Annotated in this window: 10 protein-coding genes and 1 tRNA gene; all 11 read left to right on the top strand. The window is 57.8% G+C overall.

What is annotated here, in order from left to right:
- Positions 1-3: 3 nt before the first annotated feature.
- The 11 genes from nuoL to pnp all read left to right on the top strand — a co-directional run bounded on the left by nuoL (position 4) and on the right by pnp (position 14,055).
- Entirely contained in the window at positions 4-1,992 is a 1,989-nt protein-coding gene (gene nuoL, locus BOW53_RS04690) for an NADH-quinone oxidoreductase subunit L (protein ID WP_078486353.1), read from the top strand.
- Between the two features lie 12 nt (positions 1,993-2,004).
- Positions 2,005-3,519: an NADH-quinone oxidoreductase subunit M gene (locus BOW53_RS04695; RefSeq protein ID WP_078486354.1), complete on the top strand. Its 1,515-nt coding sequence runs from the start codon at positions 2,005-2,007 to the stop codon at positions 3,517-3,519.
- A gap of 35 nt (positions 3,520-3,554) precedes the next feature.
- Positions 3,555-4,991, top strand: coding sequence for an NADH-quinone oxidoreductase subunit NuoN (nuoN, locus tag BOW53_RS04700; RefSeq protein WP_078486355.1), 1,437 nt, complete (start codon positions 3,555-3,557; stop codon positions 4,989-4,991).
- Positions 4,992-5,122: 131 nt separating this feature from the next.
- Positions 5,123-5,199 (top strand) — tRNA-Met (locus tag BOW53_RS04705).
- 277 nt (positions 5,200-5,476) lie between these two features.
- A complete protein-coding gene (gene rimP / locus BOW53_RS04710; protein WP_078486363.1) occupies positions 5,477-5,935 on the top strand; it encodes a ribosome maturation factor RimP in 459 nt (152 codons plus the stop codon).
- Positions 5,936-5,950: 15 nt separating this feature from the next.
- Positions 5,951-7,456: a transcription termination factor NusA gene (gene nusA, locus BOW53_RS04715; protein WP_078486356.1), complete on the top strand. Its 1,506-nt coding sequence runs from the start codon at positions 5,951-5,953 to the stop codon at positions 7,454-7,456.
- 24 nt (positions 7,457-7,480) lie between these two features.
- Complete coding sequence (gene infB / locus BOW53_RS04720; RefSeq protein WP_078486357.1) at positions 7,481-10,150, top strand: translation initiation factor IF-2; 2,670 nt, start codon at positions 7,481-7,483, stop codon at positions 10,148-10,150.
- Entirely contained in the window at positions 10,150-10,527 is a 378-nt protein-coding gene (rbfA, locus tag BOW53_RS04725; protein ID WP_078486358.1) for a 30S ribosome-binding factor RbfA, read from the top strand. Before infB ends, rbfA begins: the two co-directional genes overlap by 1 nt.
- 8 nt (positions 10,528-10,535) lie before the next feature.
- Complete coding sequence (gene truB, locus BOW53_RS04730; RefSeq protein ID WP_078486359.1) at positions 10,536-11,444, top strand: tRNA pseudouridine(55) synthase TruB; 909 nt, start codon at positions 10,536-10,538, stop codon at positions 11,442-11,444.
- 213 nt (positions 11,445-11,657) lie between these two features.
- A complete protein-coding gene (gene rpsO, locus BOW53_RS04735) occupies positions 11,658-11,927 on the top strand; it encodes a 30S ribosomal protein S15 (RefSeq protein ID WP_078486360.1) in 270 nt (89 codons plus the stop codon).
- A gap of 37 nt (positions 11,928-11,964) precedes the next feature.
- Positions 11,965-14,055: a polyribonucleotide nucleotidyltransferase gene (gene pnp, locus BOW53_RS04740; RefSeq protein ID WP_078486364.1), complete on the top strand. Its 2,091-nt coding sequence runs from the start codon at positions 11,965-11,967 to the stop codon at positions 14,053-14,055.
- The last annotated feature ends 503 nt before the right edge of the window (positions 14,056-14,558 follow it).

Raw genomic sequence — 14,558 nt, forward strand, 5'->3', positions numbered from 1 at the left:
CGCATGGAACAGATTTATCTCTCAATCGTGTTGGCGCCCCTCATAGGCGCAATCTTTGCGGGCTTTTTCGGCGGCCGGATCGGACGCGTCGGCGCACACTGGGTGACCAGCAGCGGTGTCGGCATCTCCGCGGTGCTGTCCCTCTACGTTTTGTGGCAGTTTGTCAGCGGAGAGGCCGAGGTGTTCAACGATTCCGTCTACACCTGGATGGTGAGCGACGGCCTGCGCATGGAAGTTGGTTTCCTGGTGGATCAACTCACCGCAGTGATGTTGGTCGTGGTTACCTTCGTCTCCTTCTGCGTACACATCTACACCATCGGCTACATGGCCGACGACGAGCACAACTGGCCCGATGAGAGCCTGGCAGGGCGCAACAGCTACCAGCGCTTCTTCAGCTACATCTCCCTGTTCACCTTCTCCATGCTGATGCTGGTGATGTCCAACAACTTCATGCAGCTGTTCTTCGGCTGGGAAGCTGTGGGCCTGGTCTCCTACCTGCTGATCGGCTTCTGGTCGGTGCGCGACACTGCAATCTTCGCCAACCTCAAGGCGTTCCTTGTCAACCGCGTCGGTGACTTCGGCTTCATCCTCGGTATCGCAGCGGTGGCCATGTATTTCGACACCATCGACTACGCCGAGGTGTTCGCCAAGGCGCCGGAGCTGGCCAATGTCCAGATCAACGTCTGGGGTGACGAGAGCTGGTCCCTGATGACCGTGATCTGCGTCTTCCTTTTCATCGGTGCCATGGGTAAGTCGGCCCAGGTTCCGCTCCACGTGTGGCTGCCGGACTCCATGGAGGGCCCGACCCCCATCTCCGCATTGATCCACGCCGCCACCATGGTGACCGCCGGTGTCTTCATGGTCGCTCGCATGTCACCGCTCTACGAATTTTCCGAGACCGCGCTCACCTTCGTTCTGGTGATTGGTGCGACCACGGCCTTCTTCACCGGCCTGATCGGTATCGTGCAGAACGATATCAAGCGCGTTGTGGCTTACTCCACGCTGTCGCAGCTCGGCTACATGATGGTGGCCCTGGGCGTCTCCGCCTATGCTGCAGGCATCTTCCACCTGATGACCCACGCCTTCTTCAAGGCGCTGCTGTTCCTGGCGGCCGGCTCCGTGATCATCGGCATGCACCATGACCAGGATATCCGCAACATGGGCGGCATCAAGAAGTACATGCCAATTACCTGGATAACCTCCCTGCTTGGCTCCCTGGCGCTGATCGGTTTCCCCGGTTTCTCCGGCTACTTCTCCAAGGACGCCATCATCGATGCGGTACACCACTCAACCATCGCCGGATCCGGCTACGCATACGTTGCGGTACTGGTGGGTGTCTTCATTACCGCGCTCTACAGCTTCCGCATGTTCTTCCTGGTGTTCCACGGTGAAGGTCCCCGTGATGAGCACGCCAAGGATCACCTGCACGAGTCTCCCAAGGTGGTCACCTGGCCGCTGATTGCACTCGCAATACCGTCGGTATTCGTGGGTTACTTTACCGTCGATGCGATGCTGTTCGGCGACTGGTTCAAGGGTGCGATCTACGTGCTTCCGGAACACAACACCATTGCAGCGCTTGAGAAAGTGGTGCATGACGGCAACGGTATGCTGGGTCATTTTTACGCCAGCGCACCTTTCTATCTCGCCATGGCAGGTCTCTTTGTCGCCTGGTTCATCTACATGAAGAAGCCGCCCATCGCCCACGACATCAAGACCCGTTTCAATATCGTCCACACGATTCTCGACAAGAAGTACTACTTCGACGAGACCTATCAGGCCCTGTTTGCCGGCGGCAGCCGTGGTATCGGTAAGCTGCTCTGGGATGCGGGCGACCGCGGCTTGATCGACGGCCTGATCATCAACGGTTCCGCAAAGACCGTGGGACGTGTCGCTGGCTGGGTACGCAATGTTCAGACCGGCTACCTGTTCCACTACGCCGTTGCCATGATTTTGGGTCTTCTGTTGTTGTTGACCTGGTTTGTAATTGTTTAAGGGAAGCATCGCATGTTTGCAGATTGGCCCATTCTCAGCTTGATCATCTGGCTTCCGATCATCGGCGGAATCCTGGTGCTAGCCAGCGGCGACAATGCCGCCAATGCCACCCGCTGGACGGCTCTGGTAATCGCGATCCTGACCTTTGTCGTGAGCCTGCCGCTCTACTCCAGCTTCGATCCCACGACATCGGACATGCAGTTCGTTGAGCGTGCCAGCTGGATTCCGCTGTTCAATATCGAGTACTACCTGGGTGTGGACGGCATCTCCATGCCGCTGATCATCCTCACCACCTTCATCACGGTGTTTGTGATCATCGCCGGCTGGGAGGTGATCCAGTACAAGCCTTCACACTACATGGCAGCGTTCCTGATCATGGAAGGTGTGATGGTGGGTGTCTTCTGCGCCCTCGACGCCATGCTCTTCTACGTGTTCTGGGAAGCAATGCTGATCCCGATGTTCCTTATCATCGGTGTCTGGGGCGGCCCCAATCGGGTCTACGCCACCATCAAGTTCTTCCTCTACACCTTCTTTGGCTCGGTGTTCATGCTGGTCGCACTGATCTACATGTACTTCCAGTCCGGCTCCTTCGACATCCTGGCCTTCCACGACCTGAAGCTGGGCCTGAACGAGCAGATCCTGATCTTCATCGCCTTCCTCCTGGCCTTTGCGGTGAAGGTGCCCATGTGGCCGGTACACACCTGGCTGCCAGACGCCCACGTGGAGGCGCCCACCGGCGGCTCCGTGATCCTGGCGGCGATCATGCTGAAGATCGGTGGCTACGGCTTCCTGCGCTTCAGCCTGCCAATCACTCCTAACGCCAGCAACGAACTCGACTGGCTGATCATCCTCATGTCCCTGATCGCTGTGGTCTACATCGGTTTCGTGACCCTGGTGCAGCAGGACATGAAGAAGCTGATCGCCTACTCGTCCATCGCCCACATGGGCTTCGTGACCCTGGGCTTCTTCATTGCCTTCATGATCATGAATAACAGCGAGACCCAGGGCGGCGCTATTCTCGGCCTCGAGGGCGGTATGGTGCAGATGGTCTCTCACGGCTTTATCTCTGCCGCCATGTTCCTCTGTGTCGGTGTGCTCTATGACCGTATGCACAGCCGCCAGATCAACGACTATGGTGGTGTGATCAATACCATGCCACTGTTCGGCGCGTTCATGGTCTTCTTTGCAATGGCCAACGCAGGCCTGCCTGGAACCTCCGGTTTCGTGGGCGAGTTCATGGTGATCCTTGCCAGCTTCCGCGCCGATGTCTGGTTTGCCGTGCTGGCCGCGACCACCCTGATCATCAGCGCCGCCTACACCCTCTGGATGGTGAAGCGGGTGGTGTTCGGCAAGGTGGCCAACAACAATGTCGCTACCCTCGAGGATATCAACAACCGTGAGTTCTTTGTCCTGGGCAGCCTGGCACTGGCGGTCCTGGTACTTGGTCTCTGGCCTGCGCCGCTGGTGGAGGTGATGGATGTCTCCATCGAGAACCTGTTGAAGCATATTGCCGTGTCCAAGCTCTGATGCAGCTGGGCCTAAATAGGAATTGGTGAGTTTCGATGCAATTTGAACTGTCCACTCTGATACCGGTACTGCCGGAGATCTTTATCCTGTCCGCGGCCTGCTTGGTGCTGGTCGTCGACCTGTTCCTGAAAGAGGAACAGCGGGTCATCAGCTACGGCATAACCCAGGCCAGCCTGCTGCTGGCTATTGGTATTACCGCTGTGACCGCAACAGGGGAAACCCAGGTGGTGTTTGACGGCAGCGTGATCCGCGACACCATGAGTGATGTGTTGAAGATCGCCATCTTCATCATCACTGCGGGCGCTTTCCTTTACGCCAAGGATTACCTACGCGACCGCGACATCTTCAAGGGTGAGTTCTACGTCCTGGGCCTGTTCACAGTACTGGGTATGATGGTGATGGTTTCGGCCAACACTTTCCTGACGATCTACCTTGGCCTGGAACTGCTCACGCTCTCCATGTATGCCCTGGTCGCCTTCAACCGCGACTCGGTGATCGGCTCTGAAGCCGCCATGAAATACTTCGTGCTCGGTGCGCTTGCCTCCGGCATGCTGCTCTACGGTATCTCCATGATCTACGGTGCCACCGGCTCCATCGAGTTCAGTGCGGTTTCCCAGGGCCTGGCCAATCCGGAAGCGAACAAGATGGTGCTGATTTTCGGCCTGGTGTTCGTGGTGATCGGCCTGGCATTCAAGTTCGGTGCAGTGCCTTTCCACATGTGGGTGCCCGATGTCTACCACGGTGCACCTACCGCGGTGACACTGTTCATCGGTTCCACCCCCAAGATTGCAGCCTTTGCACTGGCCATGCGCATGCTGGTGGACGGTATGGGCACTCTCCACGGCGACTGGCAGGGGATGCTGGTGATCCTCGCTATCCTCTCCATGGGTATCGGTAATGTTGTTGCCATTGCCCAGGCCAACATCAAGCGCATGCTGGCCTACTCGACCATCTCCCATGTCGGTTTCATCCTGCTGGGCATCCTTGCCGGTACCAGCAAGGGATACACTGCCGCCATGTTCTACAGCATTGTCTACGCGCTGATGGCCCTGGGTGGCTTTGGTATCGTGATGCTGTTGAGCCGACGCGGCTTCGAGGCTGAAAACCTGGAAGACTACAAGGGCCTCAATGAGCGCAGCCCCTGGTTCGCCGCTATGATGCTGCTGTTGATGTTCTCCATGGCCGGTGTACCGCCCACTGTCGGTTTCTTCGCCAAGATGTTCGTACTGGAAGCGGTGGTGAGCGTCGACATGACCTGGCTTGCCCTGGTGGGTGTATTCTTCTCTATCATCGGTGCTTTCTACTACCTACGCATTGTCAAGCTGATGTATTTTGACAAGCCGGTGGACGATACCCCGCTGACTGCTGGACTGGATGCCCAGGTAGTGCTTTCGGTAAACGGTCTCTCCATGCTGGCTCTGGGTATGTTCCCCGCGAGCCTGCTGTCGGTTTGCGCCGCTGCGTTCAGCTGATACAGAGCGAAATCAAGAGTTCAATGCCGCCTATTGGGCGGCGTTTCTATTTGTCGAAGAGGAAAGTTCCGAATTTATTACTTCGGGGGTTGTCAAAGCGAGGGACGGTGTGTAGTATGTCGGCTTCCAGATGCGGGGTGGAGCAGTCTGGCAGCTCGTCGGGCTCATAACCCGAAGGTCGTAGGTTCAAATCCTACCCCCGCTACCAAATTCCAGAAAAGGCCGTCTGATCGACGGCCTTTTCTGTTTTAGGTATATGGCTTGCGTTTCACGCCCGGGAAATGTAGAATTCGCGCCACTGACATAGGGTATTTGCCGCAAGTTTTTCAACGTCTTGACGTTGGTAGCGTGCAAATAAGAACAAGAGCCCCGTTTTCGGGGTTTTTTATTGGGCGAAGCTTAAATGTGCCGGTTTCTCGACACCACATTTTCGCCTGAAGTTTGATGGAGTGGGCCATGGGCCCATTTTTTGTTTGTGGATGAACATGGGACGAGCGCCTGACAGCCTGACTGAACTGATGCGGGAGACCATCGAACCGATGGGCTACGAGTTGGTCGGCGCCGAGTATATGGGCGATGGCAGAGCAGGGTACATCCTGCGGATCTACATCGACCATGAGAACGGTATTTCCGTGGATGATTGTTCCACCGTCAGTCACCAGGTGAGCGGTGTACTGGATGTGGAAGATCCCATCCATGAGAAATACGCCCTGGAAGTTTCATCCCCTGGCCTGGATAGGCCATTGTTTTTCAAGGAACATTTTGAACGCTTTAAGGGCAGCCGGGTGAGGATCAGGCTGCACGAAAAGATGCACGGCCGACGCCGGTTCGACGGTGTACTCAACGGTTTGCAAAGCGACGATGTTCTGGTTGATGTTGATGGTGAAGAGTTTGTACTGCCGTATGACCTTATCGACAAGGCGCGGCTGGTCGCTGATTTTTAATTGGGTAGAGACTGAATGACTAAAGAAATTCTGATGGTCGTTGACGTTGTTTCCAACGAAAAGGAAGTAGAGAAGAGCGTTATTTTCGAGGCCATTGAGGCCGCGCTGGCATCAGCTACCCGCAAGAAACACGGTGGCGAAATCGATGTGCGCGTAGAGATTGACCGCTCAACCGGTGATTACATCAGTTTCCGCCGATGGGAAGTGCTGGCAGAGCCGGATGAAGAGGAGGGTCTGTTTCCTGAGCGTCAGATCCTGCTGGAAGATGCCCGCGAGCAGAACCCGGACATCCAGGTGGGGGATTTTATCGAAGAGCCGATGGAGTCTATCGCCTTCGGACGCATCGCCGCACAGACTGCCAAGCAGGTGATCATGCAGAAGGTACGGGAAGCGGAACGCGCCAAGGTGTTCGATGCGTACATCGACCGCAAGGGCGAGCTGATCACCGCTGTAGTGAAGCGCGTGGACCGTGGCAACGTGATGCTCGACCTGGGTGGCAATGCCGAGGCGGTCATTCTTCGGGAAGAGATGATTCCGAGAGAGTCCGTACGCACCGGCGATCGCATCCGCGGCTTCCTGTACGATGTGCGTCCCGAGCCCCGTGGCCCGCAACTGTTTGTCAGCCGTACCCGTCCTGAACTGTTGATCGAACTGTTCAAGCTGGAAGTGCCCGAGGTGGGTGAGGGGCTGATAGAGATCGTTGGCGCTGCCCGTGATCCCGGCCTGCGCGCCAAGATTGCCGTCAAGACCAACGATCAGCGCATCGACCCCGTTGGTGCCTGTGTCGGCATGCGCGGTTCCCGCGTACAGGCTGTCTCCAACGAGCTCAATGGTGAGCGCGTGGACATCATCCTGTGGAACGACAATCCAGCCCAGTTCGTGATCAACGCCATGTCTCCTGCAGACGTCGTTTCCATCGTGGTTGATGAGGACGCCGAGGCGATGACCGTTGCGGTTACCGAGGAGAATCTCTCCCAGGCCATCGGCCGTGGCGGCCAGAACGTACGCCTCGCCAGCGAGCTGACCGGCTGGGAACTCAACGTAATGAACGAGGCCGATGCCTCCGCCCAGAGCGAAGCCGAGGCCCAGGAGTTCGTTGAGAACTTCATGCAGCAGCTCGACGTGGACGAAGAGGTGGCCATGATCCTGGTTCAGGAAGGCTTTACCTCTCTTGATGAGGTGGCCTATGTGCCGATTGCCGAGATGCTGGAGATCGAGGAGTTCGACCAGGATATCGTCGAGGCGCTGAGGTCCCGGGCCAAAGAGGTGCTGTTGACCCAGGCAATTGCAAAGGAGGAGGTCCTCTCAAACGCAGAGCCTGCGGAAGACCTGCTCACCATGGACGGCATGGAGCGCGGACTTGCCTTCACCCTCGCCGGCAAAGGCGTGGTGACCATGGAGGATCTGGCCGAGCAGTCGGTTGATGAGTTGATGGAAATCGATGGGATGGATGAAGAAAGAGCTGCACAGCTGATCATGACGGCACGTGCACCCTGGTTCGCTGACGAGCAGCAGGGTTAAGGACTATTGGGGAGGTCCTGAACTATGAGTGAAGTAACAGTTAAACAGCTCGCCGAGGATGTAGGTATTCCAGTGGAACTCCTGCTTTCACAGCTGTCCGAGGCCGGGCTGAAACAGAATCAAGCGGATGATGCCATCAGCGACGAGGAGAAGCTCAAGCTGCTGTCTCATTTGCGACAGAGCCACGGCAAGAGCACCGAGAGCGGTGACAGCCCGAAGAAGATCACCCTGAAGCGCAAAACCGTCAGCGAGCTGAAGCAGCCGGGTACCATTACCCGAAGCCCCGGTGGCCGTACAGGGGCAACCCGCAGCGCAGGCAAGACCGTCAGTGTCGAGGTTCGCCGCAAACGGACCTACGTAAAGCGCAGCGAAGTCAGCGATGACGAGGCACGAACCCAGGAGGCGGAAGCCGCTCGCAAGGCTCTTGAAGAGCAGGCCGAGCAGAAGCGTCAGATCGAGGCCGAGACCGAGGCGCGCCGTTCCGCTGAAGAGCAGCGCCGTCACGCCGAAGAGGCTGCCAAGCTCCAGGAAGAGGAGGAGCGCAAACGCAAGGAACTCGAAGAGCAGCAGCGCCAGGAAGAGGAAGAGCAGCGCCGCCAAGAGGAAGAGGCACGCAAGCGTGAGGAAACGCAGCGCAAGCAGGTCGGCGAGAAGGAAGAGAAGAAGGATCTCGAAGAGGAACTGCGTGAAGCGAGATTGAAGGAAGAGGCCCAACGTATCGCCGAAGAGAAGGCGGGCAAGAAAGGAGCCCATCGCAAAGACGAGCGCCCGAAGGAGAAAGGCAAGGGAGCCCGTGGCAAGGAAAAAGAGCAGTTGCACGTTGCGGAGTCCAAGCGTGGCCGCCGTGGCAAGGGCAAGGCTGCCAAGCAGCACAAGCCCGTGATCCAGCCCCAGGGTGACGCCCAGCACGGTTTTGTCAAACCCACCACCCCCGTGGTTCACGAGGTTGAGATCGGTGAGAACATCACCGTGGGCGACCTGGCCCAGAAGATGTCTATCAAGGCCGCTGTAGTGATCAAGGAGCTGATGAAGATGGGCATGATGGTGACCATCAACCAGCCCCTGGATCACGATACCGCGGTTCTGGTGGTTGAAGAGATGGGCCATAAAGCAGTAACCCAGAAAGAAGAAGATATCGAAGCTGAAGTGATGAGCACCCTGGACGAAGAGCAGGGCGAGAAGGTCTCCCGTGCGCCAGTCGTCACGATTATGGGTCACGTTGATCACGGTAAGACATCCCTGCTCGACCATATCCGCGAAACCCGCGTGGCCGCCGGTGAGGCGGGTGGTATTACCCAGCATATCGGTGCCTATCACGTGGAGACCGGCCACGGCATGATCTCCTTCCTGGATACCCCCGGCCACGCTGCGTTCTCCGCCATGCGTGCCCGCGGTGCCAAGGCTACGGATATCGTGGTGCTGGTGGTGGCTGCCGATGACGGCGTCAAGCCCCAGACCATCGAGGCGATTCAGCACTCCCGTGCTGCGGACGTGCCGATCATCATCGCGGTTAACAAGATAGATAAGCCCGAGGCTCAGCCCGACCGGGTGATGCAGGAGCTCTCCCAGCAGGACATCATCCCCGAAGAGTGGGGTGGTGATACCCAGTTCGTCCAGGTCTCGGCCAAGACGGGCCAGGGCATCGACGAACTGCTCGACTCGATCCTGCTGCAATCCGAGGTTCTGGAGCTGACTGCAGTAAAGGATGGTCCTGCCCGAGGCATCATCGTCGAGTCCAGCCTGGACAAGGGACGTGGTCCCGTGGCAACCATACTGGTCCAGTCCGGTACCCTGAGACGCGGCGACATGGTGGTCAGTGGTCAAGAGATCGGTCGCGTTCGCGCCATGCTCGACGAGAACCGCCAGCAGGTGAACAGCGCCGGCCCCTCCATCCCCGTCGAGGTGCTGGGTCTCTCTGGTGTGCCTAACGCGGGTGACGACGTAGTGGTTGTTTCCGATGAGCGCAAGGCCCGTGAACTTGCAGAGTCTCGCCAGGAGAAGAACCGTGACAGCCGACTGGCTGCACAGAAAGCTGCCAAGCTGGACGAATTCTTCTCCCAGATGTCCGAAGGCGAGGTCAATTATGTCAACCTGATCGTCAAGGCGGACGTACAGGGTAGTGTTGAAGCCCTGAAAGAGTCGCTGGTCAAGATCACCACCGAAGAGGTGAAGGTGAAGATCGTGGCCACCGGCGCCGGCGGTATCAACGAGTCCGACGTCAACCTGGCAATGACCTCCAACGCCATCATCATCGGGTTCAACGTGCGTGCCGATGCCACTGCGCGCCGTGCTGCCGAGGACCAGGGCGTGGATATTCGCTACTACAGCATCATCTACGAGATCATTGACGATGTTAAAAAAGCGATTTCCGGTATGCTCACACCAGAGGTTCGGGAAGAGTTTATCGGCCTGGCCGAGGTGCGCGATGTGTTCCGCTCCTCCAAGCTGGGTGCCATTGCCGGTTGCATGGTCATTGAAGGTACCGTCAAGCGGAGCAACCCGATCCGTGTTCTGCGCGACAACGTGGTCATCTACGAGGGCGAACTCGAGTCTCTGCGCCGTCACAAGGACGATGTCAACGAGGTGAAATCGGGTACCGAGTGCGGTATCGGTGTGAAGAACTACAACGACGTGAAGGTCGGCGATCAGATCGAAGTGTTCGAGCGCACCGAGGTGGCCCGCGAGGTGCTGTAATGGCTCGTGAATTTAAACGGACTGACCGCGTCGGTTCCCAGATGCAGCGTGAACTCGGTGAGCTGATTCGCACCCAGCTGGAGAATCCCCACCTCGGGATGGTAACCATCCAGGAGGTGCGGGTGGTGCGCGATTTCTCACATGCCAAGGTCTACTTCACCACCATTGGTGGTGAACTGGGCGAGCACGCTACTGAGAAGGCGCTGAACGAGTCGGCACCCTACCTGCGCCATGAACTGGGCCGGTGCATGCGCATGCGCACCATTCCAGCCCTGCACTTTGTTTACGATGTATCCATCGAACGGGGTGCGAGGCTTTCTGCCCTGATCGAAGAAGCCGTCGAAGAAGACGCTCAACACCCCGATAACCAGGAGTAAGTTCCAGAATGGGCCGACGCCGTCAAAGAGGCCGCGACGTGCAGGGTATCCTGCTGCTCGACAAACCCCTAGGCAAGACCTCCAACGCCGCACTGCAGCGGGTGAAGTACCTCTACTTCGCCAAGAAAGCGGGACACACCGGCAGCCTCGATCCGCTGGCGGATGGGTTGCTGCCTGTCTGCTTTGGCAATGCGACCAAGGTCTCCGCCTTTCTGCTGGATGCGGAGAAGCATTACCGGGTGAAGGTGAAGCTGGGCGAGACCAACGCTACCGGCGATTCCGAGGGTGAGATTCTTGAAACCCGTCCCACCGACGGTATCAGCGAGGCCAACATCGAGGGCGTGCTGGAGCGGTTCAGGGGCGAGATCCAGCAGATTCCTCCCATGTACTCCGCCCTCAAGCACAAGGGTGAGCGGCTCTACAAGCTCGCTCGTGAGGGTGTGGAAGTGGAGCGCCAGCCCCGCACCGTGACGATTTACGAGCTGAACCTCCTGGCCTGCAACCTGCCGGAGTTCGAGCTGGATGTGCGTTGCTCCAAGGGTACCTATGTGCGCACCCTGGCCGAGGATATCGGCGAAGCGCTTGGTTGTGGCGCCCACGTGGCGAACCTCAGGCGTACCGGTGTAGGCCCCTACTACAGCGAGGGCATGGTCACCATGGAACAGGTGGAGAAGGCGGCAGAGGAGGGCAATGCCTCCCTGGATGCCCTGTTGCTGCCGGTGGACACCGCCCTGGCCAGTTGGCCCGCGGTGCACCTGAGCGCCGACACCAGCTTCTACCTGCGCCAGGGACAGCCGGTGATCGTGCCCAATGCACCCACCGAGGGTCATGTACGGCTCTATGACCAGAACGAGGCGTTCATCGGTGTGGGAGAGATACTGGACGACGGCCGGGTGGCTCCCCGGCGTCTGCTCTGAAGTGGCCATAAGCAGTTTTATCGGCTTGATAAGCCTAAAAATTTGATTGGGTAAGCAAAACCCATCATACTTTGCACCTTTCCGATCCCGGGCGGCATTGCCGGCTGCGCAGGTATCGCTGAAACAGCCCTTTTTTGGGCGGTGTGGCCCGTTTTCTGAACTCATATCGGATGCGGGCGTAGTACTTAACTGAATATAGATGAGGAAATACCAATGGCAATGACCGCAGAACAGAAAAAAGCAATTGTTGAAGAGTACGGCCAGGGTGCCAACGACACCGGCAGCCCCGAGGTCCAGGTTGCCCTGCTGACCAGCCGTATCAACCAACTGACCGAGCACTTCGCCGATCATAAGCATGACCACCACTCCCGTCGTGGCCTGGTGCGCATGGTTAACTCACGCCGCAAGCTGCTGGACTACCTGAAATCCAAAGACGTGGAACGTTATCGCAGCCTGATCAAGCGCCTTGGCCTGCGTCGCTAACCTGATCCGCAACCAGATTAATAAAGAGGACACAATTGTGACCGCTATAAAGAAAGAGTTTCAGTTTGGTGACCACACCGTAACCCTGGAGACCGGCGAGATCGCCCGCCAGGCAGACGGTGCAGTCATGATCAACATGGGAGATACCGTGGTGCTGTGTACCGTGGTTGGCGCCAAGCAGGCCATGGAAGGACGTGACTTCTTCCCCCTGACCGTGGACTACCAGGAGAAGACATACGCAGCGGGCAAGATCCCCGGTGGCTTCTTCCGCCGCGAGGGCCGTCCTTCCGAGAAGGAGATCCTGGTCTCTCGCCTGATCGACCGTCCCATCCGTCCGCTGTTTCCCAAGGGCTACACCAACGAGACCCAGGTGATCTGTACCGTCAAATCCCTGAACCCCGCGGTTGACCCCGAGATCCCCTCGCTGATCGGTACCTCCGCGGCGCTGGCCATCTCCGGCCTGCCGTTCCAGGGTCCTATCGGCGCAGCCCGCGTCGGCTACAAGAACGGTGAGTACCTGCTCAACCAGGATTTCACCGGCCTGACCGACGAGAGCGACCTCGACCTGGTGGTTGCCGGTACCGAAGATGCGGTACTGATGGTTGAATCCGAGGCCAACGAACTCTCCGAAGAGGTGATGCTGGGTGCCGTGCTGTTCGGTCACGAGCAGATGCAGGTCGCCATACAGGCGATCAAGGAACTGGCTGCCGAGGTCAACAAGCCCATATTCGAGTTCACCGCCCCGGAAGAGAACGTTGCCCTGACAGAAGCCGTCAATGCTGCTGCCGGCGACGCCATGACCGAGGCCTACACCACCGCTGACAAGATGGAGCGCTACGGTCGTATCGACGCCGTGGTTGCCGACGCCGTTGAAAAACTCTGCGGTGGCGACGAGCCCGAGTACGAAGAGGGCGAAGTCCGCGGCGCGCTGGACAAGCTCAAGAAGCGTACCGTTCGCAGCCGTATCCTGGCCGGCGAGCCCCGCATCGACGGCCGCGACACCAAGACCGTTCGTCCCATCACCGTGCGTACCGGCGTACTGCCCCGCACCCACGGTTCCGCGCTGTTCACCCGTGGCGAGACCCAGTCCCTGGTGGTTACCACCCTGGGTACCGAGCGTGACTCCCAGATCATCGATGCACTTGAAGGCGAGCGTAAAGAGTCTTTCATGCTCCACTACAACTTCCCTCCCTTCTGCGTGAATGAGACCGGTCGTGTAGGCAGCCCCAAGCGTCGCGAGATCGGTCACGGCCGCCTCGCCAAGCGTGGTGTACTGGCCTGTATGCCCACCATCGAAGATTTTCCTTACTCCATCCGCGTGGTCTCCGAGATCACCGAGTCCAACGGTTCCAGCTCCATGGCTTCCGTGTGCGGCACCAGCCTCTCCCTGATGGATGCCGGTGTGCCCATCAAGTCACCCATCGCTGGTGTGGCCATGGGTCTGATCAAGGAAGAAAACGAGTTCGCCGTTCTGACCGACATCCTGGGTGACGAAGATCACCTGGGTGACATGGACTTCAAGGTTGCCGGTACCGTCAACGGTGTCAACGCGCTGCAGATGGACATCAAGATCACCGGTATCACCAAGGAGATCATGGAGATCGCCCTGGGCCAGGCCAAAGACGGTCGCATGTTCATCCTGGGCGAGATGGAGAAGGCCATTGCAGCTCCTCGTGAAGAGATGTCCGAGCACGCGCCGCGCATCATCTCCTTCAAGATCGATCCCGACAAGATCCGCGACGTCATCGGCAAGGGTGGTGTCACCATCCGCTCCATCACCGAAGAGACCGGTGCAACCGTCGACGTGACCGACGACGGTATGGTCAAGGTCTTCTCCGTGGACAAGGCAGCCGGTGAAGAGGCGCGCAAGCGCATCGAACTGATCACCGCCGACGTCGAAGTGGGTGCCGTCTACGAAGGAAAGGTCGCCCGCCTGATGGACTTCGGTGCTTTTGTGACCATCCTGCCCGGTCGTGACGGCCTGGTGCACATCTCCCAGATCTGCGAAGAGCGTGTGGAGAAGGTGAGCGACAAGCTGGCCGAAGGTGATGTCATCAAGGTCAAAGTCCTGGAAGTCGACAAGCAGGGCCGCATCCGCCTCAGCATGAAGGTGGTAGACCAGGAGTAATCCTGATCAGACCCAGAACGAAAAAAGAGGCCTTCGGGCCTCTTTTTTCGTTACAGGGAAAAGATGTTGTCATTCATACATTAACGGGTGGCATGTTTAAATAATCCGGGTTGGTGAATTCCTTGGAGCAGTCTTCAGCATTTTATGTTGAATCCACAACCCTGAGCGGACCTTTTTTGGTATAACCGGGATGAGTTCTGCAGTGCGACCGTTGCTGACACAAGAGCAGTAGTTAATGGTCCGCTTAAGTGAAGCGCCGAAAGCCAGATGCCCTATCAGCGATATATGGAGTGATATCGTATCCTAAGAACTTTGAAACGCCATCGATGGTGCTAAACACCTCTACATCATGCACATTTTCAGCTAATTTTTTATAAATCAGAACCAGTGCAGTAGGGAGTGACTCATTAGGGCCTGTTCACGTTAATCACCGTGTCTGAGATGAGTGAAGCCAGGATAAAGAAGGTGAACATCACATCCAGTTTATCGAATCTTGAAAAGAT

This window comes from Solemya velesiana gill symbiont, from assembly GCF_002020805.1.
Taxonomy (GTDB): domain Bacteria; phylum Pseudomonadota; class Gammaproteobacteria; order Chromatiales; family Chromatiaceae; genus Sedimenticola_A.

Coding starts and splice junctions, on each gene's coding strand:
- infB (WP_078486357.1), top strand. CDS start 7,481: ATGAGTGAAGTAACAGTTAAACAGCTCGCCGAGGATGTAGGTATTCCA.
- nuoL (WP_078486353.1), top strand. CDS start 4: ATGGAACAGATTTATCTCTCAATCGTGTTGGCGCCCCTCATAGGCGCA.
- rbfA (WP_078486358.1), top strand. CDS start 10,150: ATGGCTCGTGAATTTAAACGGACTGACCGCGTCGGTTCCCAGATGCAG.
- rimP (WP_078486363.1), top strand. CDS start 5,477: ATGGGACGAGCGCCTGACAGCCTGACTGAACTGATGCGGGAGACCATC.
- rpsO (WP_078486360.1), top strand. CDS start 11,658: ATGGCAATGACCGCAGAACAGAAAAAAGCAATTGTTGAAGAGTACGGC.
- nusA (WP_078486356.1), top strand. CDS start 5,951: ATGACTAAAGAAATTCTGATGGTCGTTGACGTTGTTTCCAACGAAAAG.
- truB (WP_078486359.1), top strand. CDS start 10,536: ATGGGCCGACGCCGTCAAAGAGGCCGCGACGTGCAGGGTATCCTGCTG.
- nuoN (WP_078486355.1), top strand. CDS start 3,555: ATGCAATTTGAACTGTCCACTCTGATACCGGTACTGCCGGAGATCTTT.
- BOW53_RS04695 (WP_078486354.1), top strand. CDS start 2,005: ATGTTTGCAGATTGGCCCATTCTCAGCTTGATCATCTGGCTTCCGATC.